27 protein-coding genes are annotated in these 23,397 nt (G+C 68.1%); 6 read left to right on the top strand and 21 right to left on the bottom strand.

What is annotated here, in order from left to right:
• Positions 1-13: 13 nt before the first annotated feature.
• The gene (locus tag U5809_RS00245) at positions 14-739 is read left to right on the top strand and encodes a pirin family protein (RefSeq protein WP_322084980.1); all 726 of its coding nucleotides are present in this window, start codon (positions 14-16) and stop codon (positions 737-739) included.
• Between the two features lie 61 nt (positions 740-800).
• Positions 801-1,403: an NAD(P)H:quinone oxidoreductase gene (gene wrbA, locus U5809_RS00240; protein ID WP_176046660.1), complete on the top strand. Its 603-nt coding sequence runs from the start codon at positions 801-803 to the stop codon at positions 1,401-1,403.
• A 91-nt stretch (positions 1,404-1,494) separates the two neighbouring features.
• On the opposite strand, the gene U5809_RS00235 is transcribed toward wrbA, so the two are convergent.
• The 3 genes from U5809_RS00235 to U5809_RS00225 form a co-directional block, all read right to left on the bottom strand.
• A complete protein-coding gene (locus U5809_RS00235) occupies positions 1,495-1,800 on the bottom strand; it encodes a hypothetical protein (RefSeq protein WP_282512277.1) in 306 nt (101 codons plus the stop codon).
• A 229-nt stretch (positions 1,801-2,029) separates the two neighbouring features.
• Complete coding sequence (locus U5809_RS00230) at positions 2,030-2,764, bottom strand: LrgB family protein (protein ID WP_176046661.1); 735 nt, start codon at positions 2,762-2,764, stop codon at positions 2,030-2,032.
• Complete coding sequence (locus U5809_RS00225; RefSeq protein WP_322084979.1) at positions 2,761-3,132, bottom strand: CidA/LrgA family protein; 372 nt, start codon at positions 3,130-3,132, stop codon at positions 2,761-2,763. The genes U5809_RS00230 and U5809_RS00225 overlap by 4 nt, the downstream gene beginning before the upstream one ends.
• A 133-nt stretch (positions 3,133-3,265) precedes the next feature.
• Between U5809_RS00225 and U5809_RS00220 the strand changes: the two genes are divergently transcribed.
• Positions 3,266-3,520: a cupin domain-containing protein gene (locus tag U5809_RS00220; RefSeq protein ID WP_322084978.1), complete on the top strand. Its 255-nt coding sequence runs from the start codon at positions 3,266-3,268 to the stop codon at positions 3,518-3,520.
• A 9-nt stretch (positions 3,521-3,529) separates the two neighbouring features.
• Here U5809_RS00220 and U5809_RS00215 read toward each other — a convergent pair whose 3' ends face one another.
• The 16 genes from U5809_RS00215 to U5809_RS00140 form a co-directional block, all read right to left on the bottom strand.
• Positions 3,530-4,945 (bottom strand): amino acid permease, encoded by a 1,416-nt coding sequence (locus tag U5809_RS00215; RefSeq protein ID WP_322084977.1) that lies wholly within the window; start codon positions 4,943-4,945, stop codon positions 3,530-3,532.
• A gap of 90 nt (positions 4,946-5,035) precedes the next feature.
• A complete protein-coding gene (gene kynU / locus U5809_RS00210; RefSeq protein ID WP_322084976.1) occupies positions 5,036-6,265 on the bottom strand; it encodes a kynureninase in 1,230 nt (409 codons plus the stop codon).
• A 43-nt stretch (positions 6,266-6,308) separates the two neighbouring features.
• Positions 6,309-7,334, bottom strand: a complete 1,026-nt coding sequence (locus U5809_RS00205) for an amidohydrolase family protein (RefSeq protein ID WP_322084975.1) — start codon at positions 7,332-7,334, stop codon at positions 6,309-6,311.
• Between the two features lie 31 nt (positions 7,335-7,365).
• Positions 7,366-7,890, bottom strand: a complete 525-nt coding sequence (locus U5809_RS00200; RefSeq protein ID WP_322084974.1) for a 3-hydroxyanthranilate 3,4-dioxygenase — start codon at positions 7,888-7,890, stop codon at positions 7,366-7,368.
• A 49-nt stretch (positions 7,891-7,939) separates the two neighbouring features.
• Positions 7,940-8,371, bottom strand: a complete 432-nt coding sequence (locus U5809_RS00195; RefSeq protein ID WP_174939076.1) for a RidA family protein — start codon at positions 8,369-8,371, stop codon at positions 7,940-7,942.
• Positions 8,368-9,141 carry a 2-keto-4-pentenoate hydratase gene (locus U5809_RS00190; protein WP_322084973.1) on the bottom strand — a complete coding sequence of 258 codons (774 nt, stop codon included), beginning with the start codon at positions 9,139-9,141 and terminating at the stop codon, positions 8,368-8,370. Before U5809_RS00190 ends, U5809_RS00195 begins: the two co-directional genes overlap by 4 nt.
• A complete protein-coding gene (dmpG, locus tag U5809_RS00185) occupies positions 9,138-10,166 on the bottom strand; it encodes a 4-hydroxy-2-oxovalerate aldolase (RefSeq protein ID WP_322084972.1) in 1,029 nt (342 codons plus the stop codon). Before dmpG ends, U5809_RS00190 begins: the two co-directional genes overlap by 4 nt.
• Positions 10,167-10,179: 13 nt before the next feature.
• Entirely contained in the window at positions 10,180-11,124 is a 945-nt protein-coding gene (locus U5809_RS00180) for an acetaldehyde dehydrogenase (acetylating) (protein ID WP_322084971.1), read from the bottom strand.
• Positions 11,121-11,939 carry a 2-keto-4-pentenoate hydratase gene (locus U5809_RS00175; RefSeq protein WP_322084970.1) on the bottom strand — a complete coding sequence of 273 codons (819 nt, stop codon included), beginning with the start codon at positions 11,937-11,939 and terminating at the stop codon, positions 11,121-11,123. Before U5809_RS00175 ends, U5809_RS00180 begins: the two co-directional genes overlap by 4 nt.
• On the bottom strand, positions 11,936-13,414 hold the full coding sequence (locus tag U5809_RS00170) for a 2-hydroxymuconic semialdehyde dehydrogenase (protein ID WP_322084969.1): 1,479 nt from the start codon (positions 13,412-13,414) through the stop codon (positions 11,936-11,938). The genes U5809_RS00175 and U5809_RS00170 overlap by 4 nt, the downstream gene beginning before the upstream one ends.
• Before the next feature lie 150 nt (positions 13,415-13,564).
• A complete protein-coding gene (locus U5809_RS00165; protein WP_322084968.1) occupies positions 13,565-14,530 on the bottom strand; it encodes a LysR substrate-binding domain-containing protein in 966 nt (321 codons plus the stop codon).
• A gap of 94 nt (positions 14,531-14,624) precedes the next feature.
• Complete coding sequence (locus U5809_RS00160; RefSeq protein ID WP_322084967.1) at positions 14,625-15,479, bottom strand: ABC transporter ATP-binding protein; 855 nt, start codon at positions 15,477-15,479, stop codon at positions 14,625-14,627.
• Positions 15,479-16,222, bottom strand: coding sequence for an ABC transporter permease (locus U5809_RS00155; RefSeq protein ID WP_322084966.1), 744 nt, complete (start codon positions 16,220-16,222; stop codon positions 15,479-15,481). Before U5809_RS00155 ends, U5809_RS00160 begins: the two co-directional genes overlap by 1 nt.
• A complete protein-coding gene (locus tag U5809_RS00150; RefSeq protein WP_322084965.1) occupies positions 16,219-16,836 on the bottom strand; it encodes a VOC family protein in 618 nt (205 codons plus the stop codon). Before U5809_RS00150 ends, U5809_RS00155 begins: the two co-directional genes overlap by 4 nt.
• A gap of 87 nt (positions 16,837-16,923) precedes the next feature.
• A complete protein-coding gene (locus U5809_RS00145; protein ID WP_322084964.1) occupies positions 16,924-17,922 on the bottom strand; it encodes an ABC transporter substrate-binding protein in 999 nt (332 codons plus the stop codon).
• A 53-nt stretch (positions 17,923-17,975) separates the two neighbouring features.
• Complete coding sequence (locus tag U5809_RS00140) at positions 17,976-18,899, bottom strand: fumarylacetoacetate hydrolase family protein (protein WP_322084963.1); 924 nt, start codon at positions 18,897-18,899, stop codon at positions 17,976-17,978.
• Positions 18,900-19,171: 272 nt separating this feature from the next.
• Between U5809_RS00140 and U5809_RS00135 the strand changes: the two genes are divergently transcribed.
• On the top strand, positions 19,172-19,831 hold the full coding sequence (locus U5809_RS00135; protein WP_059242390.1) for a GntR family transcriptional regulator: 660 nt from the start codon (positions 19,172-19,174) through the stop codon (positions 19,829-19,831).
• Between the two features lie 38 nt (positions 19,832-19,869).
• Here U5809_RS00135 and U5809_RS00130 read toward each other — a convergent pair whose 3' ends face one another.
• Positions 19,870-20,793 carry a dihydrodipicolinate synthase family protein gene (locus tag U5809_RS00130; protein WP_322084962.1) on the bottom strand — a complete coding sequence of 308 codons (924 nt, stop codon included), beginning with the start codon at positions 20,791-20,793 and terminating at the stop codon, positions 19,870-19,872.
• A gap of 38 nt (positions 20,794-20,831) precedes the next feature.
• Positions 20,832-21,782, bottom strand: coding sequence for an alpha/beta hydrolase (locus U5809_RS00125; RefSeq protein ID WP_322084961.1), 951 nt, complete (start codon positions 21,780-21,782; stop codon positions 20,832-20,834).
• 206 nt (positions 21,783-21,988) lie between these two features.
• Between U5809_RS00125 and U5809_RS00120 the strand changes: the two genes are divergently transcribed.
• The gene (locus U5809_RS00120) at positions 21,989-22,414 is read left to right on the top strand and encodes a VOC family protein (RefSeq protein WP_322084960.1); all 426 of its coding nucleotides are present in this window, start codon (positions 21,989-21,991) and stop codon (positions 22,412-22,414) included.
• A 5-nt stretch (positions 22,415-22,419) separates the two neighbouring features.
• Positions 22,420-23,358, top strand: coding sequence for a 2-hydroxyacid dehydrogenase (locus tag U5809_RS00115; RefSeq protein ID WP_322084959.1), 939 nt, complete (start codon positions 22,420-22,422; stop codon positions 23,356-23,358).
• Positions 23,359-23,397: the final 39 nt, after the last annotated feature.

The raw sequence follows: 23,397 nt of genomic DNA, 5'->3' as shown, positions 1-23,397 counted from the left end.
CAAGGAAAAAATCATGATCGAAATCCGTGCAGCAAACCAACGTGGCCGTGCGGAGCATGGCTGGCTCAGCTCCCGTCATACGTTTTCGTTCGCGAATTACTACGATCCGAAGCAAGTCGGCTTCTCCGACCTGCTGGTGATCAACGACGACCGCGTCGCCCCGGCCCGCGGCTTCGGTACGCACCCGCACCGCGACATGGAAATCCTGTCGTACGTGCTCGAGGGCGCGCTGGAACACAAGGACTCGATGGGCACCGGTTCGGTGATCGTGCCGGGCGACGTGCAGCTGATGAGCGCGGGCACGGGCGTGCGCCACAGCGAGTTCAACCACTCGCCGGAAACGCCGGTGCACTTCCTGCAGATCTGGGTCGGGCCGGCTGAAAAGGGTGCCGAGCCGCGTTATCAGCAGACGAATGTCGCGGACGGCGACAAGCGCGGCAAGCTCGCACTCGTCGTGTCGCCGAACGGCGATGCCGGTTCGCTGAAGATCCGGCAGGACACCCGGATTTACGCGGGCCTGTTCGACGGCGATGAAAGCACTACGCTGGAACTTGACCCGAGCCGCTTCGCTTACGTGCATGTGGCACGCGGCAGCGTAACGGTCAACGGTGTGACGCTCGGCGAAGGCGACGGCGCGCGCATCCGCGGCGAACAGGCGCTGAAGATCGCCGACGGCAAGGACGCCGAAGTGCTAGTGTTCGACCTGCGTCCGGTCGAAGTAACGGCTGAATGGGCATAACGCCCGTTCGGGAAACCGGGCCCCGCTGAACGCGGGGCTCTTTTAATCGGAGATTCGCAACATGGCCAAGGTACTCGTTCTTTACTACTCGTCCTACGGGCACGTCGAAACGATGGCGCAGCACATCGCGGAAGGCGCGAAATCGGTGCCTGGCGTCGAGGTCGCGCTCAAGCGCGTGCCGGAAACGATTCCCGTCGATCAGGCCCGTGCGATCGGCGTGAAGGTCGACCAGGCAGCGCCGGTCGCCACGGTGGACGAACTCGCCGACTACGATGCGATCATCTTCGGCACGCCGACCCGCTTCGGCAACATGGCCGGCCAGATGCGCACGTTCCTCGACCAGACCGGCGGCCTGTGGATGAAGGGCGCGCTCGTCGGCAAGATCGGCAGCGTGTTCGCGTCGACCGGCACGCAGCACGGCGGCCAGGAAACGACGATCACCTCGTTCCACACGACGCTGCTGCACCACGGGATGGTGATCGTGGGCGTACCGTACGCGTGCAGCGGGCTCGTCAACATGAGCGAAATCACCGGTGGCACGCCGTACGGCGCGACGACGCTCGCGGGCGCGGACGGCAGCCGTCAGCCGAGCGCGAACGAGCTCGACATCGCGCGCTACCAGGGCAAGCACGTCGCGGAAATCGCGAGCAAGCTCGCGTCGTAACGCGGCAGCTTCGCTGCTCCCGCAGTCGCGCACACGAACGAACGGCGCCGGTTCAACCGGCGCCGTTCGTCCTGTGCAAGGCTTGCGGGCGTTACTGGCCCGAAGCCGGCGCGGCCGGCGCCGCCTTCGTCGCGGGCGCCTTCTGCGCGGCGTTCTGCGGATAGTTGCTCTGGTCGTTGGTCAACCGGTAGCCGCTGCCGGTGCCGATCGCCTTCAGGTCCGACGCGTGGCGCGCGCGGGCCGCCTTGCGCGCCGCCTTCTTCTGCGCCTTGTCGAGCTGCTTCTGTGTCGGCGCGGACGCCTGATCCTGTGCGTATGCCGCCGGCACGGCGGTCAACAACAGACCGAACGACGCCGTTACTGCTACTGCCACCGAAACCACGCGAGACTGCTTCATGGCCGAATCTCCTTGTCGATTGTTGATTGTGGGTCGGACACCTGCGCGCACGCAACGGCTTGCGACAACGGGGCCGATGCAACGTTAGCCGATCACTGCACAAATGTCCGTGTGCGTTCCTGAATTCTCCCGATAACGGCCACGATACATGCGCGCCGTGTGCACCGTCTTTTCGGCAAATCTTCCGCGCCATCAGGGAAACCGATACCCCGCGTCGGCCGGCGCCCGCTCAGATCCAGCGCGACAGCATCGGCAGCAGGATCGGCACGACGAATGCCGTCAGCACGCCGTTCAGCCCCATCCCGAGCCCCGCGAACGCACCGGCCTCCTCGCTGACCTGGAAGGCGCGCGCGGTGCCGATCCCGTGCGACGCGACGCCGAGCGCGAAACCGCGCACGGCCGGCTCGTCGACCCGCAGCAGATTGAGGATCCCGCGTGCGCACACCGCGCCGAAGATCCCGGTCGAGATCACGAGCACGGCCGTGAGCGACGGAATGCCGCCGATCTCCGCCGCGACGGCCATCGCGATCGGCGTCGTCGCCGATTTCGGCGCGAGCGACGCGATCGTCTGGTGCGACGCACCAAACAGCGCGGCGATGCCGACCGCCGACACGATCGCGGTCAGCGAGCCCGCCAGCAGGCCGACGAGCAGCGGCAGCGCGGTGCGCCGCAGCTTCGACCACTGGCGATACAGCGGCAGCGCGAGCGCGACGGTCGCGGGGCCGAGCAGGAAGTGGACAAACTGCGCGCCTTCGAAATACGTCGGATACGGCGTGTGCGTGATCGTCAGCAGCACGACGATCAGCGCGACCGCGATCAGCACCGGATTCGCGAGCGGGTTGAAGCGCGCCCGCGCATAGACGGCCTGCGCGAACAGATATGCGACCAGCGTGATGGTCAGGCCGAGCAACGGGCTCGCGGCGAGATAGACCCAGATCGCGCCGAGTTTCGGGAAGGCCGTCATTGCACGCCCTCCGCGTTGTTGCCCGCGCGGCGCTGGCGCCGCAGCAGCGCGCGCGTGACGAGCGCCGTCACCGCGATCGCCAGCGTGGTGCTGACGGCCAGCGCGACGACGACCGCGACCGCATCGCCGCGCACGCGGTCGGCCGACACCATGATGCCGACGCCGGCCGGCACGAACAGCAGCGACAGGTGACGCAGCAGCTCGAGCGCAGTCGGCTCGATCGCATCGGCCACTTGCGGGCGCAGCATCACGAAACCGAACAGCAGCAGCATGCCGATCACGGGGCCCGGCACCGGCAGGCCGAACAGATAGGACACGCCTTCCCCGAGACACTGGAAGGTCAGCAAGACCGCGAACGCCTGCAACATGAACCGCTTCTCCCGAACGTGGCCGAGCCTGCGTGCAGCCGCGCGGCCGATGAGCCGCCGGCTTGCGGCGCCGGCGTGGACATACGCGCGATCGTACCAACAATGTCCGTGGCGCGGAGCCGCGCGGTCGCCGTTGCCCGCCCGCAGCCACTATCATCATGCAGTCGGTCATCTCGGCATCTGGGAGTGCCAGCCGGGCGGCTGGCCGGTCGTCGACCGGCCCGACACCGAATTCACGTACATCCTCTCGGGCCGCGCGAACCTGACCGACGATGCGAGCGGCGAAGTCGTCGAAATCGGCGCAGGAGATCTCGTGATCCTGCCGCCAGGCTGGACCGGCCGATGGGACATCATCGAGCCGGTGCGGAAGGTTTACGCGATCTATTGACGCGCGCCGTCACTGCCCGGGCGCGTGAACGCCCTCGCGTTCGCCCGCCGGCGCATCGCCCTTGCCGCGATACCACACTACGTAGACGACCGACAGCACGATCATGAACGGCACGCCGCAAAACAGCGTCATCCGGAATTCACGCGTGAAGTACGTCGTGACCAGCGCCGCGAGCATCAGTGTCGCGCCGAGGAGCGACGTGACCGGAAAGCCCCACATCCGGAACGCGAGCGCCTGGCCGCGATGGTGGCGGCGGAAGAACAGGTGCGTGACGAAGATCATCAACCACGTGAACATCGCGCCGAACATCGACACCGACATCATCATCACGAACGACGTGTCCGGATACCACACGTTCAGCACGGTCGCGAGCGCAATCCCGATCGCCGACAACCCGAGCGCGGCAGCCGGCACGCCGTGCCCCGTCAGCCGGCCGAGCGCCTTCGGCGCGTAGCCCGCGCGCGACAGGCTGAACATCATCCGCGTCGTGATGTAGAGCTGACTGTTCATCGCGGACAGCGCAGCCACCAGGATCACGAAATTGATCACGCCAGCCGCGCCCGGCACGTGCGTCGCCGCCATCACCTTGACGAACGGGCTTTCGTCGGAACCGGCTGCCGTCCATGGCACGATCGCGAGCATCAGCGCGAGCGTCATCAGGTAGAAGAACACCAGCCGCAGCATCGTCGCGCGGAATGCGCGCGTGATCGCCTTGTGCGGATCGCGTGCCTCGCCGGCCGCCACGGCGATCATCTCGATGCTCAGGTAGCTGAAGATTGACACGATCACCGCGACCCACATCCCCCACACGCCTTTCGGGAAGAACCCGCCGTGCGCCGTATAGTTCGCGAAGCCGATGCCGGAACCGGCCGGCGCACCGAACACGACCACCGCACCGAGCGCGATGAACGCGACGATCGCGGCGATCTTCAGCATCGAGAACACATACTCGACCGCACCAAACACTTTCACGCTGACCAGGTTGATCCCGATCAGTGCGGCCGAGAAGCCGATGATCCAGTACCAGCCCGGCACGGCCGGAAACCAGTACTTCATGTACACGGCGATAGCCGTCACTTCGGTGCCGACGGCGAACACGATCGACGCCCAGTACGCGTAGCGCACCAGGAAGCCGGCCCACGGGCTCACGTAATGCTCGGCATACGCGCCGAACGAGCCCGACGTCGGGTGAGCGACCGTCATCTCGGCGAGACAGCCCATCAGCAGCAGCGCGATCAGCGCACCGATCGCATAACTGACGAGCACGCTCGGCCCCGCGAAGCCGATCGCGAAACCGCTGCCGAGGAACAGCCCCGTCCCGATCGCGCCGCCGATCGCGATCATCGACAACTGAGCGGTCGACAGACCGCGATGCAACCCCTTCTCACGTTCGACGATCGCGTCGAATCCCTGCCGCTGGTTCATGCCCTGTCTCCTTCGTCGAACGCGCCCCGCGTCGTGCGGGACGTCGTCCGATCTCGATCTGTTGTGTCGTGTTGCGCACCGCGCCGGCCGTCAGGTCACCGACTTGCGCGCGAGGAATGCATCGGTGTTCCACGCACCGGTCGTCACGACGTCCTTCAATGCGGCGATCGTGTCCCACACGTCGACGTAGCGTACGTACAGCGGCGCGAAGCCGAAGCGCAGGATGTGGGGCGCGCGGAAGTCGCCGATCATGTTGCGTGCGATCAGCGCCTGCACGATCGCGTAGCCCTGCTCGTGCGCGAGCGACACCTGGCTGCCGCGCTGCGCGGCGTCGCGCGGCGACGCGAGCGTGAAGCCGAGGCCCGCAAGCTCCTGGTCGACGAGCGCAATGAAGAGGTCGCCGAGCGCGACGCTCTTGTCCCGCAGCACATGCAGATCGACGCCGTCGAACGCGTCGAGCGCCGCTTCGAGCGCAATCACGCCGAGTTGCGGCGCGGTGCCCGTCAGCATCCGGTCGATCGCCGGATGCGGCGCGTAGTCGTGCGCGAAGTCGAACGGCTTCGCATGGCCGTGCCAACCCGTCAGCGGCTGCCGCACGTCGGCGTGATGCCGCGACGCGACGAACACATAGGCCGGTGCGCCGGGCCCGCCGTTCAGGTACTTGTAGCCGCAGCCCACCGCAAAGTCCGCCTCGCATGCGTTCAGCTCGATCGGCATCGCGCCGGCCGAGTGGCACAGGTCCCACACGCTCAGCGCGCCAGCCTCGTGCGCGTGGCGCGTGACGGCCGCCATGTCGTAGCGCTTGCCGCTCTTGTAGTTCACGTGCGTGAGCGACACGACCGCGACGCTGTCGTCGATCGCCGCGACGATGTCGTCCGGATCGACGCAGCGCAGCTCGCAACCCGTCATCTCGGCGACGCTCGCCGCGATATAGACGTCGGTCGGGAAGTTGGTGCGCTCCGCGACGATCACGCGGCGCCCCGGTCGCATCCGCGTGGCTGCTACCAACACCTTGAAGAGGTTCACCGACGTCGAATCGGCGACGATCACCTCACCGTCGCCCGCACCGATCAGCTTCGCGATCTTGTCGCCGGTGCGCTGCGGCGCCGGATACCAGTCGGCGTCGTTCCACGAGCGGATCAGGCCGTGCGCCCACTCCTGTTCGAGCGCGCGCTGCATGCGCGCCGGCACGTTCGCCGGCATCGCGCCGAGCGAGTTTCCGTCGAGATAGATCGTGTCCGCCGGCAGGTCGAAGCGCGCGCGGCAGTGGGCGAGCGGGTCGATCGCATCGAGCGCGGCGCAGTGTTCGCGTGTGGTCATGAAATCAGTGTTCCTTATGGAATGACGTATGTCGTTGAAGGTGTCAGGCTGCACGTGACGCCGCCGCTGGCGGCAGGTCGAAGAAGCGCAACGCGTTGCCGCCGAGGATCTTCGCTTTCGCGGTGTCGGACAGATCGGGATGCTGCTCGACGAGCGAGCCGATCCGCTGCTCGCCGAGCGGGAACGGATAGTCGGAGCCGAGCATCACGCGGTCCTCGCCCATCGTGTCGACCAGCAGACGCAGTGCGCCGCGATCGAATACCGCGCTGTCCACGTGGAAGCGGTCGAGATAGCTGACGGGCGGATGCGGGCAGTCCTCGCGCACGATGTCACGCTGTTCCCACGCGTTCTGCACGCGGCCGAGCAGGAATGCGAAGCTGCCGCCGCCGTGCGCGAAACATAGCTTCAGCGTGCGTGGAATCCGCTCGAACGCGCCGGAAAGGATCAGCGACACCATGCCGAGCTGCGTCTCGGCCGGCATCGCGACGAGCCATGGCAGCATCCATTTCTTCATCCGGCCGTCGGTCATCATGTCCCACGGATGCACGAGCACCGGAATGCCGTCGTTCGCGCAATGCACGAGGAACGTGACGAGGTGTGCGTCGTCGAGGTCGAGCGGCCCGAGATGGTTGCCGATCTGCACGCCGCGATGGCCGGCGCGATGCGCGCGCGTCGCTTCGCGACACGCGAGCTCGACGTCCTGCAGCGGCACCTGCGCGAGTGCGAACATCCGGTCGGGCGCACTCGCGCACAGTTCGAGCGCGCGGTCGTTCATCCGCATCGCCCAGTCGTGCGCATCGTGCGGCGCGCTGTCGTAGCCGAACATCACGGGCGTCGCGCACATCAGCTGGATGTCGATGCCGCGCGCGTCCATCTCGGCGACGCGCGCGGCCGGATCCCACAGCGCGCGGTACACCGGGCGAAACGCGCGTTCGCCCGTCATGATCATCCCGTTCTGGCCGTCCGCGTCGATGCGCAGCCACGGCGCGCGCTGCGCGTCGAGGCGCGCGGCCTCTTCCCGCGAGATCGGCGGAAAGAAGTGCGAATGCATGTCGATTCGAAGTGTCATCGTCGTTCTGTCGGTGAAGGGGCGCGGCGGCTCAGGCCGCCTTGCCGGGATGCACGTGGCCGCAATGCGCGCAGCGGCGCAGCGTGTCCGATGCGTAGAACGCGTCGAACAGCGGCGGCAGATCGTCGACGATGCTCTTGAGCTGCACCTCGACGCGATGGACGAGATGCCCGCACGCGTCGCAATACCACTCGAACCCGTCGACGACACCCGCCGGACGCTGGCGCTCGATCACGAGGCACGCGCTGCCGGCTTCGGGGCGCTGCGGCGAATGGCGCACGTGCGGCGGCAGCAGGAACACGTCGCCCTCCTTCAGATCCACGCGTCCGCGCTTGCCGTCGATCCACAGGTGCAGGTACGCGTTGCCGCGCAATTGATAAAAGAATTCCTCGAGCGGATCGTCGTGATAGTCGGTGCGATGGTTCGGGCCACCGACGACGGTCACGATGAAATCGCTGTCCTGCCACACCTGCTGGTTGCCGACCGGCGGTTTCAGCAGGTGCGCATGCTCGTCGATCCAGCGCGAGAAATTGAACGGGGTTCCGTACTTCAGCATGGTCGTCTCCTCCGGGCGGGCGGCATCGGATGCCACCTCGCCGCTCATGTCATTTCTTCGGCGCGTACGCGATCGCCTTCATCTCGATCAGCAGATGCGGATGCGGCAGCTGGTGCACCGCGACCGTCGTGCGCGTCGGGCCGGTTTCGTCGAAATACTCGCCGTACACCGCGTTGTAGCCGCCGAAGTCGTTCATGTTCACGAGGAACGACGAGATCTCGACGAGCGACGACAGGTCGGCACCTTCGCTGCGTAGGATGTCGCGGATGTTCTCGATCACCGTGCGCGTCTGCTCGCGGATGTCGAGCTGCACGGTGCCGAGCGCGTCGGCCGACGCGCCCGCGATCGTGTTGTCGGGCCGCCGCGAACTGGTGCCCGACACGAACAGGAAATCGCCCGCTCGCGTGATGTGCGGGAAGCGGCCGCGTGGCGTGGCCTTGCCGGGCACGACACGGCCCTGAATCGAATGGTCTTGGCTCATGATGGTCGAGTGGTGGTGAATTCGGTGCTGCCGAGCCCGTGCACCGTGCAATGCACGTGCGCGCCGGCAGGTAACGCATCGGCGGCCGTCGCGGCGCCGGCCATGATCAGCGAGCCAGCCGGCAGCACGAGCCCGCTCGCCGCGATCAGCCGGGACGCCTGCACGACCGAGCGCAGCGGATCGCCGAGGATCGCGGCGGTCGAGCCGGTCTGGACCACGCGGCCGTTGATCCGCATCACGACGCCCGCGTTGCGCAGCCCGTCGAACCGCGTGCTCCACGGGCCGATCGTGAGGCCGGCCGACGAGCAGTTGTCGGCCACCACGTCTTCCAGCGTGAAACGGAAGTCGCGGTAGCGCGAATCGATGATCTCCATCGCCGGCGCGACGGCCGCCAGGTAGCCGGATGCTTCGAGCAGCGTCAGCGGCCGATCGATATCGCGGCGCGTGAGGAAGCACACTTCCGGCTCGACGCGCGGATGGATGAAGCGGTCGAGCGCGACGTGCCCGCCGTCCTCTTCCAGCATCGTGTCGGTGAGCCAGCCCCAGATCAGGCTGTCGACGCCCATCTGGACCATCTTCGCGCGGCTCGTGAAGCCGAGCTTCACGCCGACCGTCGTCTCGCCGCGATCGATGCGGCGCTCGATCGACGCGCGCTGGATCACGTACGCTTCGTCGAGCGAGAATGCGGCGCCGGTCGTCAGTTGCGCGATCGCCTCCGCGTGACGCGCGGCGTCGTCGACGCGAGCGGCGAGCCTGTCGAGATCGGTCATGCGGCCTCCCGCGCCTTCAGCATGTCGAGTGCGACATCGACGATCATGTCCTCCTGCCCGCCGACCATGCGCCGCCGGCCGAGCTCGACCATGATGTCGAACGCCGACAGCCCGTATTTCGCGGCCGCCGCTTCGGTGTGGCGCAGGAAGCTCGAATACACGCCCGCATAGCCGAGTGCGAGCGTTTCACGGTCCACGCGCACCGGGCGCTCCTGCAACGGGCGCACGATGTCTTCCGCCGCGTCGATCAGCTGCTTGACGTCGCAGCCGTGATGCAGCCCGAGGCGGTCGACCGCCGCGACGAACACTTCAAGCGGCGCATTGCCTGCGCCCGCGCCCATGCCCGTCAGCGATGCATCGATGCGGTCGCATCCGTGCTCCAGCGCGACGATCGAGTTCGCGACGCCGAGCGACAGGTTGTGGTGCGCGTGCATGCCCGTCTGCGTGGCCGGGTCGAGCACGGCCTTCAGCGCATCGAAGCGCGCGGCCACGTCGCGCATGCCGAGCGCGCCGCCCGAATCGACCACGTACACGCACTGCGCGCCATAGCTTTCCATCAGCTTCGCCTGTTGCGCGAGCGCTTCCGGCGACGTCATGTGCGACATCATCAGGAAGCCGACGGTATCCATCCCGAGTGCGCGCGCATACGCGATGTGCTGCTTCGAGATGTCGGCCTCCGTGCAGTGCGTCGCGATCCGCACGATGCGCGCGCCGGCGTCGTACGCGGCACGCAGGTCGTGCACGGTGCCGATGCCCGGCAACAGCAGCGTCGCGACGCGCGCGCGCTTCACCGTGCCGGCCACCGCCTCGATCCACTGCAGGTCGGTGTGGGCGCCGAAGCCGTAGTTGAAGCTCGACCCCGACAGCCCGTCGCCGTGCGCGACCTCGATGCTGTCGACGCCCGCGTCGTCGAGCGCGCGTGCGATCGCGACGGCGGCGTCGAGAGAATACTGGTGACGGATCGCGTGCATGCCGTCGCGCAGCGTCACGTCCGACAGATAGATTTTCTTCGTGTGGTCGGTCATCGCCGATCTCCCGTCAGGCTGCCACGCGGCTGGCCGCGATCTGTTCGGCGGCCGCGAGCGCGGCCGACGTCATGATGTCCAGGTTCCCCGCATACGACGGCAGGTAATGCGCGGCGCCTTCGACTTCGAGGAACACGCCGACCTTCAGCCCCGTGCGGCGCTCGCCCGCATCGAATGCGAGCGGTTGCGCGGCCGTATAGCGGTCGAACTGGACGGCCTGCTTGAGCCGGTAGCCGGGTACGTAGCTCGCGACCGCATCGACCATCATGCGGATCGAATGCTCGATCGCGGCGGTGTCGGCATCTTCGTCGGTCAGGCAGTACACGGTGTCGCGCATCATCAGCGGCGGCTCGGCCGGGTTCAGCACGATGATCGCCTTGCCGCGCGCGGCGCCGCCGACCGTCTCGATCGCCTTCGACGTCGTTTCGGTGAATTCGTCGATGTTCGCGCGCGTGCCGGGGCCGGCCGAGCGGCTCGAGATCGACGCGACGATCTCCGCGTAATGCACGGGCGCGACGCGCGACACCGCATGCACGATCGGGATCGTCGCCTGGCCGCCGCAGGTCACCATGTTCAGGTTCGGCGCGTCGAGATGGGCGAACAGGTTGACCACCGGCACGACGAACGGGCCGATCGCGGCCGGCGTCAGGTCGATCACCTGCACGCCGTGACGGCCGAGCACCTCCGCGTGGCGCGCATGCGCGCCGGCCGACGTCGCGTCGAACGCGATCCGCACGTTCGCGAATTCGGGCATCGCGACGAGACCGTCGATCCCGCCCGCGGTGGTCGGCACGCCGAGCCGCGCGGCGCGCGCGAGCCCGTCGGAGGCCGGATCGATGCCGACCATCGCGGCCACTTCCAGATGCTTCGCCTGGCGCAGCACCTTGATCATCAGGTCGGTGCCGATGTTGCCGGAGCCGATGACGGCCACGGCGAGCTTGTCGAGGTCTTTCATCATTCACGCTCCGGTTGGGTGGAGAAATACGCGCTCACGCTGCCAAGCCCTTCGATCCGTGCCGTGAACACGTCGCCCGGCTGCACGCCGACCATCGGCCCGAGCGCGCCCGTCAGCACGATGTCGCCCGCGCGCAGCGGCGCGCCGACGCGCGCCATCGTGTTCGCGAGCCACAGCGCCGCGTGCAGCGGATTGCCGAGGCACGCGGCGCCCGCACCGACGCTCACCGGTTCGCCGCGCCGCTCCATCGCCATCCCGCACTGGATCGCGTCGAACGCGCCGAGCGTGACCGGCCGACTGCCGAGCACGAACAGGCCGCTCGACGCGTTGTCCGCAACCGTGTCGGTCAGCCGGATGTCCCAGTTCGCGATCCGGCTGCCGACGATCTCGATCGCGGGCAGCGCATACGCAGTCGCGCCGATCAGGTCGGCCATCGTGTGCCGTTCGTGCGGCAGGTCGCGTTCGAGCACCAGCGCGATCTCGGCCTCGACTTTCGGCTGCCGCGTACGCGCCAGCGCGATTTCCTCGCCGTCTGCCACCGCCATGTCGTCGAACAGCATCCCGAAGTCGGGCTGGTCGACGCCGAGCTGCTTCTGCACGGCCGCCGACGTCAGGCCGATCTTGCGGCCGACGAGGCGCCGCCCCGCCGCGCGCTTGCGTGCCGTGTTCGCACGCTGCACCGCGTACGCGGCGTCGAGCGCATCGCCGCCGAGCGCCGCGATCGCGTCGCGCACCGGCGCGCACGGCATGCCGTCGCGCTCGGCCGCCCACAGCGTGTCGGCGATCGCCTGCACCGCATTCCGGTCGAATTCGCTCATGCGACCCTCACGCAGACGTTGGTGGTCTCGGAATAGAAATCGAGCGAGTGACGCCCGCCCTCGCGGCCGATGCCCGACAGCTTGGTGCCGCCGAACGGCGTGCGCAGGTCGCGCACGAACCATGCGTTCAGCCACACGATGCCCGTCTCGATCCGCTTCGCGACGCGATGGCCGCGCGCGAGGTGCGTCGTCCACACGCTCGCCGCCAGGCCGTACGCGCTGTCGTTCACGCGACGGATCACTTCGTCCTCGCTGTCGAACGGCGCGACGTGACACACGGGCCCGAAGATCTCCTCGGTCACGCAGCGCGCGGTGTCGGGCAACCCGGTCCAGATGGTCGGCTGCACGAACGCGCCGTCTTCGCGCGCATCGCCGAACGCCGGCACGCCGCCGCCCGTCACGACCGTCGCGCCTTCGTCGACGGCCAGCCGGAAATACGACAGCACCTTGTCGCGATGGCCGCGCGAGATCAGCGGCCCCATCGTCGTTGCGGGATCGTCGGGCGCGCCGACGCGCAGCGCTTCGGTGCGCGCTTTCAGCGCGGCGACGAAGCGCTCGAAGATCGGCCGCTCGACGTACACGCGCTCGCTGCACAGGCATACCTGCCCGGCGTTGGTGAAGCTCGACTTGACGATGCCGTCCACCGCCGCGTCGAAATCGGCGTCGGCAAACACGACGGCTGCGTTCTTGCCGCCGAGTTCGAACGAGATGTCCTTCACGCCGTCGGCGACGGCCTTCATGATCGCGCTGCCGGTGCGCGATTCGCCGGTGAACGTGATCGCGTCGATGCCAGTGTGGCGCGTGAGGAATTCGCCAGCGGCGGCCGGCCCGTGGCCATGCACGAGGTTGAACACGCCGCGCGGCAGGCCGACTGCGTCGATCACTTCGGCCAGCAGCGTCGCGGAACCGGGCGTCTCTTCCGACGGCTTCGCCACGACGCAGTTGCCCAACGCAAGCGCCGGCGCAACCTTCCACGTGAACAGCAACAGCGGCAGGTTCCACGGCGAGATGATCCCGACCACGCCGAGCGGCTTGCGCGTCACGTAGTTGAGATACTGCGCGCCGTCGGCCGTCTGCGATTCGAAGCAGTCGTCGCCGGCCGTGCGGACGAGGTCGGCGAACGTACGGAAGTTCGCGATGCCGCGCGCGATGTCCAGCGAACGGGCCTGCGCGAACGGGCGGCCGGTGTCGGCCACTTCGGCCTCGACGAAATCGTCGAAGCGCGCCTGGATGCCGTCGGCAATCCGGTGCAGCCAGTCGGCCCGCTGCGCGGGCGTCGTCTCGCGCCAACCGGCCGCCTGCGCGGCACGCGCCGCGTGCACGGCAGCGTCGACGGTCGCCGCGTCGGCCTCGCATACGCGGGCGATTTCGCGGCCGTCGACGGGGCTCGTATCCGCAAAGGTCTGCGCGGTCTCGACGAACGCACCGTCGATGTAGTGTCGTAACAGCCGCGGCGGGCGCGCGGCTTCAGTCATTTCCCGGTTCACAGCGTCTCCTGCTCGTATGGACTGTCAGCAGGAGTCTAGGGAAGCCGCGCGAGAAGCGACAATCAAACATTCGGCGCTGGCTATGCTAAACGGGAATACCCGTGCGATCCTTGCGCCGCAATGGTTTCAGACCGACGCTCAGGTTCCCTCCGGGCACTCCTGCACCGCTTCCTTCAGGCATTCGATGAATGCGCGGCACGCGGCGCTCTGCTCCTTGTTCGAGCGTACCGAGAATCCGACCGTGCCGAACGCGCCGGTTTCGGGCAGGTCGAGCACGCGCAGCAGCCCGGCCTGCGCAAACTGCCGCGCGGCGACGCGCGGCATCAGCGCGATGCGCGGCGTGTCGAGCAGCAGCCCGATGTTGGTGAGCAGCGACAGCGATTCGACGATGTCGGTCGGCAGCGGCAGCCCCGCCGCGCGAAACAGCTGCTCGGCCGCGAGCCGTGACGGCGAATCGGGCGTCGGCAGGATCCACGGCGCATCGACCAGCTCGCGCAGCGACGGCGCCGGATCGGGCACGGGGCCGTAGCCGTTGCCGACCACCGCGCACATCGATTCGTCGAACAGCGCTTCGTGCGTGAGCGGGAACGCACTCGCGATCGGCAGCTCGCGCTCCGGCAGCCGGCCGACGACGATGTCGAGATCGCCGGTGGCGAGTGCCGGGAACAGGTGCGCGGTCGTGCCTTCGCGCACGGTTACCAGCACGTGCGGCGTGCGAGACTTCAGCATCGCAATCGCGCGCGGCAACAGCCGCGCGGACGCCGAGATCAGCGTGCCGACGATCACGTGGCCGCTCGTGCCGAGCCGGAAATCGTTCAGCTCGTCGGTCATGTAGCGCAGCTCGGCCATCAACGACTTCACGCGCCGCCCGAGCAGCAGGCCGAGCTCGGTCGGCACCACGCCGCGGTTCGAGCGCGAGAACAGTGCGCCGTCGAAGCACGATTCGAGTTCGTGGATCACCTTCGTCACGGCCGGCTGCGTGAGCCGCATCTCGTTGGCCGCGCGCACGACCGAGCGCGTTTCCAGTACGCGCTCGAAAATCATCAACTGGTTCAGCTTGAGCCGGCGGATCAGGGAGATCTCGCTGAGCGGATTCGCGTCCATGTCTGTTTCGTCGTCGAAAGGGGGAATGACGGACCCTATCAACTTTACGCCCGGCGTGCATCGGGAGATGCACGGCCCGTGCCTCTCCCCTGTATCAGTAGACGCCCATCATCGCGGACAGCTCCGCCACATACTCGCCATAACGCGGATCGCGCTTGATCTCGTCCGGCTGGCGCGGCCGCGGCAGGTCGATCTTCACGTCGTGCAGCACGCGGCCCGGGCGCGCGGACATCACCAGCACGCGATCCGACAGGAACACGGCCTCGTGAATGCTGTGCGTGACGAGCAGCACCGTCAGCGTGCTCTGCTGCCAGATGCGCAGCAGCTCGACGTTGAGCCGGTCGCGCGTCAGTGCGTCGAGCGCGCCGAACGGCTCGTCCATCAGCATCACGCGCGGCTCCAGCAGCAGGATCTGGCCGATCGCCGCGCGCTGCCGCATCCCGCCCGACAGCTCATGTGGATAGCGGTCGACGAACTGCGCGAGGCCGAGCGTGTCGAGCAGCGCGGGCAGCCGTGCGTCGACGTGCGCCCGCGGCAGGTTGCGCAGCTTCGCGCCGAGCCGGATGTTCGCGCCGACGGTCAGCCACGGCAGCATGTTGCTGGTCTGGAACACGACACCGATGTCGGGATGCGGGCCGGCCACCGGCGTGCCGCCGACGCGGATCGACCCGGCATCGCACGGCACGAGCCCCGCGACCATCCGCAGCAGCGTGCTCTTGCCACAGCCGCTCGGCCCGAGGATCGACACGAACTCGCGTGGTTGCACGCGCATCGAGACCTGTTCCAGCGCGCAGAACGCATCGGCGCCGCCGCGCGCCGCGAAGCGCTTGCCGGCCTGGTCGACTGCGATCAGCGCATCCGCGCGGGCGCCGTCCTGGACGGGCGCCGCTGACGCGCCGTCGGAAACGGAAGCGCTCCGCACCGGGCGCGCGAGATTGACGATCGTCATCAGGCCGTGACTCCTCTCCACCAGACTGCACGCGAAACCAGATCGACCACACCATAGAACAGCATCGCAAGCGCGGTCACCATCAGGATCGCCGCGAAACACAGCGGCGTTTGCGCATTCGACGTCGCGAACACGATCAGATGCCCGAGTCCCGCTTCCGCGCCGATGAATTCGCCGACGATCGCGCCGATCACCGCGAGCGGCATCGCGATCTTCAGGCCGTCCATCAGCGCCGGCAGCGCCGCGGGCAGGCGCAGATGCCAGAACGATCGCGCGGCCGACGCACCGAGCGCGCGGAAATGCTCGTCGAGATGACGCGGCACGCCCGCGAGGCCGCCCATCGTCGCGACGACGATCGGGAAGAACGCGAACAGCACGGCCGCCGCGAGCTTCGACGCGAAGCCGTAGCCGAACCAGACGATCAGCAACGGTGCGAGCGCGATCTTCGGCATGCTCTGCAGCGCGGTCACGAACGGCAGCACCGTGCGCCGCACGAGGTTCGACGTGCTCGCGAGCAGCCCGATCGCGAGGCCGCCGGCCACCGCCAGCGCGAAGCCCGCGAACACTTCCCATGCGGTCGTCAGCGTATCGGCCAGCAACTGCGCACGCATCTCCCAGCCGGCCGCGAGCACCGACGACAGCGACGGCAGGACGTATTCGCGCGTACCGGTCCAGCGCACGCCGAATTCCCATGCGAGGCCGACGACCGCCCAGAACGCGACCGCTTCGATCAGCCGCTTCATGCCGGGTCTCCTTCCGGCGCGCGGCGCGATGCTTGCGCATCGTCGCCGGCCGCCACGGCCGGTGCGGCCGGCGTATTGCCACGCGACTTCTCCGCGACGAGATGCGGCGGCGGCGGCACGACGAAGCGCGCGAAGCGGTACTGGTCGAACGATTCGATCGTGCGCTCCCACACCTGCGGCTCGCGTGGATCGCGTTCGCCGATCTGCTCCATCTCGCAGTAGACCTCGACGTTGTTGCCGTCCGGGTCCTTGAACACCAGGAACAGGTTGTTGCCGGGCCCGTGCCGCCCGATCCCTCGCACGATCTCGACACCGTGCGACTGCAGCACGTTCACCGAGCGTTCCATCTCCTCGACACTGTCGACCAGGTACGAGAAGTGCTCGAGACCCGGGCGCGAATAGCGCGGCAGATCGTCGAAATCGGGCGAATCCTTCGGCAGCTGCGCGAGCGCGAGATCGTGGTGATCGGTACCCGCGCGCAGGAACACCATCTGGTCGCCGATCCAGTCGGACACCTTCAAGCCCATCACTTCCGTATAGAACTTCGCGGACCGATGGATATCCCGCACCATCAGCACCATGTGTCCGAGCCGCCTGGGACGCAAGCTGTTCATTACCGTTCTCCTGTGTGCCCGCGCGCCGCGCGGGCCTGGTTGGATCGCCGGCGGCGGCTCGCTGCCGCCGCCGCGATCCCGATCGGGTTACTCGACGAAGCGATTGGTGTACAGACTGCCGGCCTTGACCGTCGCGCCGAGCGCAAACGCGTGCGACACGAAGCCGAGCGTCGCGTCGATGCGTTCGGGCCGCAGCCAGCCCAGCCGGTGGCCGGACGCGTCGTCGGCAATCAACGCATTGGTCTCGTCGATCTGCTCGCGCAGGATCGTGCGGTCGAGCAGCGGATTGCGCGACACGATTGCATCGACCGCGTCCTGCGGCCGGTCGCGCATCAGCGCATAACCGCGATACGTCGCGTCGACGAAGCGCTTCACGACGTCCGGATGCCGTGCAGCGTACGCATCGGTGGTCACGATCCCGCTGCCGAGCATGTCGAGCCCGAGATCGCGGTACGTGACCTTGCCGAGGGTCTGCCCCGCGCGCCGCGCAAACGCGGCCTGCACCGGCAGGCTCGCGCCCTCCCAGCATTCCGACAGGTCGATGCGTTTCTGCAGCAGCGCGGTATTGATCACGGCCGGATCGAGCCGCACGAGGCGGATCGCGCCGGGCGCCATCCCGTTCTGCTTCAGCCACGCCGGCACGATGTTCTGCACCGCCGATGCGTTGCCGCCGCCGAGCGACAGCCCCGCGAGATCCTTCAGCGACTTCGGCTTGAAGCCGGGCCGCTCGAGATAGCACATCGCGCCCGGCCAGCGCGTGTTGATCGCGCCGACCAGCACCGTGTGGCCGCCGTGCGCGCGATTCAGGATCACGCTGACCGGGTCGCCGTAGCCGAACTCAAACAGCCCTTCGTCGACTTCGTTGACGGTCCGCTGGCCGCCGTAGCCGCGCTGCACCGTCACGTCGAGGCCGGCATCCTTGTAGAAGCCCTTCGCCTGCGCGACCAGGATCCCACCGGTGCTGCCCTGCGGCAGCCACGCTAGATTGACGCGTATCGCGTCGGCCGCGTGGGCAGCCGGGGTCGCGGCCCACAGGCCCGCGGCCAGCACCGCGCCGCGCGCCAGCGCTTGGATGCGCTCAAACATGTCCTCCTCCTGTCTTGTCGGGTTCGGGTTCGGGCCGCCGCGGCACGCGCGGCCTACCCGCGCACCAGCGGGTTCTCGATCGAGCCGATGCCGTCGATCGATGCGACCATCACGTCGCCCGGCTGCAGATAGATGCCACGCCCCATGCCGACGCCCGTCGGCGTGCCGGTCGCGATCAGGTCGCCGGGCTGCAGCGTCAGGATCGACGACAGGTAATGAATCTGCTCCGCAATACTGAAGATCATCTCGCCGGTATTGCCGTCCTGCATCGTTTCGCCGTTTACGGCCAGCCGCATCCGCAGGTTCTGCGGTTCGGCGATGCACGCGCGCGGCACGAGCCAGGGCCCGAGCGGACCGAAGGTATCGAAACTCTTGCCGCGAAACCAGTCGTGCTTGAACGGATAGTCGGTGCGGCGATTCAGGTCGCGGGCGCTCACGTCGTTCAGGATCGTGTAGCCCGCGACGTAGTCGAACGCGTCTTCCACCGCGATGTGGCGTCCCGGCCGGCCGATCACGACGGCCAGCTCGACCTCCCAGTCGACGCGCTCGGCCTGCGGCGGCATCACGACATCGGCGAGCGTCGGCACCACGCTCGTCTCGGCCTTCATGAACATGTACGGCGAGCTTTCCTCGCGCGGCGCGAGCTCGGTGCCCATCTCGCGCGCATGCTCGTAGTAGTTCGACGCGGCCGCGAAAATCCGCCGCGGCGCATACGGCACGTGCAGCCGGTAACCTGCCAGCGGCTGCACGTCGAGCCGGCCGGCGGCGATCTCGCGCGCGGCCGCCTCGAGGCGCGCGACGGTCCGCGCGCCTCGCAACGGCCAGTCCGCAACCAGCGTGTCGACATCGAGCGACGCGTCGTCGTCGCCGCCCACCCGTTGCAGCACGGCCTGCGCGTCGTACAGCGCGCCTTCCGTCGCGAGCCCCGCCGCGACGCGGCCATTCAGTTCATACGTTGCGATACCGAACCAGATCACGGTTGTCCTCTTTTGTCGTCGTCAGGAGGGGACGAGTGACGCGTATACAATAGATCACTCGTGTATTCATTTGATATTTCTCGTATACTCCTATCGGGTCGGAAACGAATTCCGCGTACACTGCGCGGCGGGTCCGGTCCGGCGTCGCGCGTCGCAAATTGAGCGGCTCCGGCGGCGGGCGCATAATGGGCCGGCCCGTCGGCCGGGACGTCCCGCGCGGTTTCCGGCCGGCAGGGGTTGCCGCCGGCGATGTCCACACCACACACGACACGATGACCACGCTCTCTTCCAAGATCTATCGCCTGCTGTTCGACGAGATCATCGACGGCACGCTCGAACCGGGCCAGAAGCTCGAGGAAATCGCGCTTGCCGAGCGGTTCAACGCGTCGCGCACGCCGATCCGCGAAGCGCTGCGCGAACTCGCCGCGCGCGGCATGGTCGAGCTGACGCCGCGCAAGGGCGTGGTCGTCGCGCAGTTCAGCCTCGACGAACTCGCCGACATGCTCGAAGCGATGTGCGAACTCGAGGCGCTGTGCTGCCGGCTCAGCGCGCAGCGGATGAGCGTCGTCGAGAAGAAGCAGCTCGAGGAGTTGCAGATCGAGATGAACGAAGCGATCGCACGCGGCGACGAGGCCGACTACTTCCAGCTCAACCGCGAATTCCACGAACTGATCTGCAAGGGTGCGCAAAGCAAGTCGCTCGCTTCGATCATCGCGGTGCAGCGGCAGCGCCTCGCGGGCTTTCGCGCGGCGCAGCCCGCGTCGCCGAAGCGCTTCGAGGCAGCCACCGACGAGCACCGCGAGATCGTCGATGCGATCCTTGCCGCCGAGCCCGAACGCGCGTACAACGCGATGCGCGACCACACCGCGCGCCTGTCGATCGTCGTGCTCGGCCGGCTCAAGCGCCAGCGCAACGAGCGCGAATCGATCTGACGGCAAACCGGCGCGGTCGCGCGGTGCGTTGAGCCGCGTCATGCGCGCGCCTCGTCGATCGACGGCATCGTGAAGCCGAGCGCGTCGAGTTGCGCGAGCAGCGCACGCGTGTCGGCCGCTGCGTACGATGCAAGCGGCGCGCGCACGCGCGCCCAGTCGCCGTGCCGCGTGAAATGCGCGACCACGGCTTTCAACGCGGGGATCATCGACGGCGATTGCAGCGCGGTGCGCACGGTCGACACGCGCCCTTCCCATGTCGCGCGTTCGACGACCGTCGGCGCCGCGAGCAACTGCACGATCGCGTGCGGCTGCAGGTTCGCGGTCGCCGAAATACAGCCGGCCGCACCGAGCGGCAGCGCACGACCGAGCAGCGCCTCCGACGCCGGGAACACCGCGAAGCCCGGAAAGCGTTCGAGCAGCATCGCCGTGTTCGCCCAGTCGCCCGAACTGTCCTTGATGCCGACCACCGTGCGCGGATACGCGGCCACCAGCCGCTCGATCAGCGTGTGCGTGATCGGCACGCCCGTCAGTTGCGGGATGTGATACAGCAGCACGCGCAGCCGCTCCGAGCCAAGCGCGTCGATCACGCCCGCGTAGTACGCGAACAATCCTTCATCGCTCACGCCCTGGTAGAAGAACGGCGGCAGCATCAGCACGCCTGCGCACCCGGTCGCCACCGCATGGCGCGTCAGCGCAATCGCATCCGGCAGCGCGCACGCGCCGGTGCCCGGCAGCACCTGCGCGGGATCGATGTCGGCAGCCGCGATCTCGTCGAGCAGCATGCAGCGCTCCGCGACACTCAGCGAGTTCGCCTCGCTGTTGGTGCCGAACGGCGCGAGCCCGGCACCCTGCCCGACGAGCCAGCGGCAGAACGCGACGAAGCGCGGCGCATCGATCGACAGGTCGGCGCGGAACGGCGTGAGGACGGGCGCGAACACGCGCGGCGCGGCAAAGACGGACATGCGGGAGTCTCCGGTTGGATGAGTCGATCGGCGGGCAGTCATGCGCATGCGCTGAAGAAATCCAGCATCGCGTCGCCCAGCAGCGTTTCGCCCGAATCGAAATGGGCGACCACCGACGTATGGTTGTGGCGCGGCATCTGCATGAAGCGCGGTGCGCGCCCCGGGCGGCGTTCGCGTTGCCGCGCGCGCGCGACGCGCTCGAAGAATGCCGCGCCGTACGCGTCGAGATACGGGTTCTCGTATTCGGCGACGACGATCATCAGCGGCGCGTCGATGCGCTCCGCGTAGGCGAGCGGCGAGCGCGCGGCATAGCGCGACGGGTCGCTGCCGAAGTACGCAAGCACGCCAGCCGCGTTCGGATTGTCGGGCAGCGTATCGGCCGCGAGCCGCGCGCTGATCAGCACGGCGCCCGCGACGCGTTCGCCGCGCCGTGCATCGAGCAGCGGATCGCCGAGATACGTCGCGACATGCGCGCCGCCCGCCGAATGCCCGACGATGAAGATCCGCCCCGGATGGCCGCCATACGACGCAATGTGCGCGCGCGTCCAGTCGAGTGCGGCCGCAATGTCCTGCGCGCCGGCCGGATACGGCGCGTCGGGCGCCAGCCGATATTCGACGTTGATCGCGACGTAGCCGTGACGCGCGAACCAGCGCGGCACGTTGTCGTAGATCAGCCCGTTGACGCTTTTGCGGCCGCGCACGAACGCGCCGCCATGCACGAACAGCACGACGTCGGCCGGTGCGCCCTGGCGGGTCGCATGCTGCACGAACACGTCGAGACGCTGACGCGCATCGGGCCCGTACGGAACGTCGCGCTCGATCGCGCAACCGAGATCCGTCGCCGCACGCGCGGCGACGAGCGGCGTGTACGTGTCGATCACCCAGTCGCGGTGCGCGTCGATGTCCTGCCCCCAGACGGCGCCGATCTCCGCGAAGCGCGCCCTCAGCGCTTCCGGCAGATTTCCCAGCGGTTCCTGCCAAGCGTGCATCCCTGCCTCCCTGCATGACGGCTAGCGGCCGGCACGTGCCGGTGTTCCGCCGTTCGAACGGCGACGGGAACCATTCTGGTATATAAATTCCATTTTGTGTATACACAATCACTACGTAGTATACCCAATGAGCATTCAGGCATTTTTGCGCGACAGTCACGCCCATGCACTCATCCGTCGCACGCCGACATTCCTCAAGGACACCCATGGACAAGCTTCGCCACATCGCGCTTTCGGTCGACGATCCGGAAGCGGCCGCGCAATTCTTCGAGCGCGCGTTCGGCATGCGCCGCGCGGGCAACGCGATGCGCGGGATCTACATGACGGACGGCACGATCAACGTCGCGCTGCTGAACTTCAACGACGAGACGGTGCCCGGCTATGCGGGCCTGAAGGACGTGCGCGGCCTGATTCATTTCGGGATGTGGGTGGACGACGTCGACGCGACGGCGGAGCGCGTCGTCGCGGCCGGCGGCACCTATCTGACCGGCCGGCACGAGCAGGATCCGAACGTGTTCTATGAAGTGAAATACCGGATGCCCGACGGCACCGTGTTCGACATCACGTCGAACGGCTGGAAAGGCGCGGTCAAGGAGGTCGTGCCGGCCGGCGCAGCGGGCACGCAATCGTGACCGCGGTGACCGCGAGGCTGGCGGTGCTCGCGCTGGTGCCGTTGCCGGACACGACGCTCGACGCGCTGCGGCGCGACTACGTGCTGCACTATCACCCGAACGGGATGCCGGTCGAACTGGCCGAAGCCGGCACGATCCGGGCGGTCGTGACCAACGGCACCTGCGGGCTCGACGACGCGCGCATGGCGCGCCTGCCCGCACTTGAAATCGTCTGCGCATTCGGCGCGGGCTACGAGAACGTCGACCTCGCGGCCGCCGCGCGGCGCGGCATCGTCGTCACGCATGCGCCGGGTACCAATGCGGCAACCGTCGCCGACCACGCGATCGGCATGCTGCTCGCGCTCGCGCGCGGCTACGCGCCCCTCACCGGCGCGGTACGGGCCGGCCGCTGGCACGCGTCGCGTGCGGCGCGACCGACGCTGACCGGCGCCGCACTCGGCGTGATCGGCATGGGCCGCATCGGCCGGCTGATCGCCGCGCGCGCGCAGGCCTTCGACATGACACTCGGTTATCACGCACGCGCCGCCCACGACGACGCGCCCGGCCGCTACTACGCCGATCTCGTGCAGCTTGCGGCCGACAGCGACTTTCTCGTGATCGCGTGCCACGGCGGCCCGGCCACACGGCATCTGGTCGACCGCGCGGCATTGCGCGCGCTCGGACCGCACGGCTACGTCGTCAACGTCGCGCGCGGCTCGGTGCTCGACACGGCCGCGCTGCTCAATGCACTCGACGCGGGCGAGCTCGCGGGGGCCGGGCTCGATGTCATCGAGCACGAACCCGACGTGCCGGCCGCACTGTTCGACCATCCCGACGTGCTCGTCACGCCGCATGTCGCCGGCCGCTCGCCCGCCGCCTGGCTCGCCCAGCGCGACGCGCTGCTCGCCAGCCTCGCGCAGCACTTCTCCCGTCTGCCCGTCGAATTCGCGGTACGCGCCGCGTAGGCGCGAGCGGCGCATCCCCGCGCCGCTTCGTTCGCCGCG

It is taken from the genome of Burkholderia sp. BCC1999, assembly GCF_905339975.1.
GTDB lineage: Bacteria > Pseudomonadota > Gammaproteobacteria > Burkholderiales > Burkholderiaceae > Burkholderia.
This window is presented reverse-complemented; position numbering and strand designations above follow the sequence as displayed.

Coding starts and splice junctions, on each gene's coding strand:
- U5809_RS00245 (WP_322084980.1), top strand. CDS start 14: ATGATCGAAATCCGTGCAGCAAACCAACGTGGCCGTGCGGAGCATGGC.
- wrbA (WP_176046660.1), top strand. CDS start 801: ATGGCCAAGGTACTCGTTCTTTACTACTCGTCCTACGGGCACGTCGAA.
- U5809_RS00235 (WP_282512277.1), bottom strand. CDS start 1,800: ATGAAGCAGTCTCGCGTGGTTTCGGTGGCAGTAGCAGTAACGGCGTCG.
- U5809_RS00230 (WP_176046661.1), bottom strand. CDS start 2,764: ATGACGGCCTTCCCGAAACTCGGCGCGATCTGGGTCTATCTCGCCGCG.
- U5809_RS00225 (WP_322084979.1), bottom strand. CDS start 3,132: ATGTTGCAGGCGTTCGCGGTCTTGCTGACCTTCCAGTGTCTCGGGGAA.
- U5809_RS00215 (WP_322084977.1), bottom strand. CDS start 4,945: ATGAACCAGCGGCAGGGATTCGACGCGATCGTCGAACGTGAGAAGGGG.
- kynU (WP_322084976.1), bottom strand. CDS start 6,265: ATGACCACACGCGAACACTGCGCCGCGCTCGATGCGATCGACCCGCTC.
- U5809_RS00205 (WP_322084975.1), bottom strand. CDS start 7,334: ATGACACTTCGAATCGACATGCATTCGCACTTCTTTCCGCCGATCTCG.
- U5809_RS00200 (WP_322084974.1), bottom strand. CDS start 7,890: ATGCTGAAGTACGGAACCCCGTTCAATTTCTCGCGCTGGATCGACGAG.
- U5809_RS00195 (WP_174939076.1), bottom strand. CDS start 8,371: ATGAGCCAAGACCATTCGATTCAGGGCCGTGTCGTGCCCGGCAAGGCC.
- U5809_RS00190 (WP_322084973.1), bottom strand. CDS start 9,141: ATGACCGATCTCGACAGGCTCGCCGCTCGCGTCGACGACGCCGCGCGT.
- dmpG (WP_322084972.1), bottom strand. CDS start 10,166: ATGACCGACCACACGAAGAAAATCTATCTGTCGGACGTGACGCTGCGC.
- U5809_RS00180 (WP_322084971.1), bottom strand. CDS start 11,124: ATGATGAAAGACCTCGACAAGCTCGCCGTGGCCGTCATCGGCTCCGGC.
- U5809_RS00175 (WP_322084970.1), bottom strand. CDS start 11,939: ATGAGCGAATTCGACCGGAATGCGGTGCAGGCGATCGCCGACACGCTG.
- U5809_RS00170 (WP_322084969.1), bottom strand. CDS start 13,414: ATGACTGAAGCCGCGCGCCCGCCGCGGCTGTTACGACACTACATCGAC.
- U5809_RS00165 (WP_322084968.1), bottom strand. CDS start 14,530: ATGGACGCGAATCCGCTCAGCGAGATCTCCCTGATCCGCCGGCTCAAG.
- U5809_RS00160 (WP_322084967.1), bottom strand. CDS start 15,479: ATGACGATCGTCAATCTCGCGCGCCCGGTGCGGAGCGCTTCCGTTTCC.
- U5809_RS00155 (WP_322084966.1), bottom strand. CDS start 16,222: ATGAAGCGGCTGATCGAAGCGGTCGCGTTCTGGGCGGTCGTCGGCCTC.
- U5809_RS00150 (WP_322084965.1), bottom strand. CDS start 16,836: ATGAACAGCTTGCGTCCCAGGCGGCTCGGACACATGGTGCTGATGGTG.
- U5809_RS00145 (WP_322084964.1), bottom strand. CDS start 17,922: ATGTTTGAGCGCATCCAAGCGCTGGCGCGCGGCGCGGTGCTGGCCGCG.
- U5809_RS00135 (WP_059242390.1), top strand. CDS start 19,172: ATGACCACGCTCTCTTCCAAGATCTATCGCCTGCTGTTCGACGAGATC.
- U5809_RS00130 (WP_322084962.1), bottom strand. CDS start 20,793: ATGTCCGTCTTTGCCGCGCCGCGCGTGTTCGCGCCCGTCCTCACGCCG.
- U5809_RS00125 (WP_322084961.1), bottom strand. CDS start 21,782: ATGCACGCTTGGCAGGAACCGCTGGGAAATCTGCCGGAAGCGCTGAGG.
- U5809_RS00120 (WP_322084960.1), top strand. CDS start 21,989: ATGGACAAGCTTCGCCACATCGCGCTTTCGGTCGACGATCCGGAAGCG.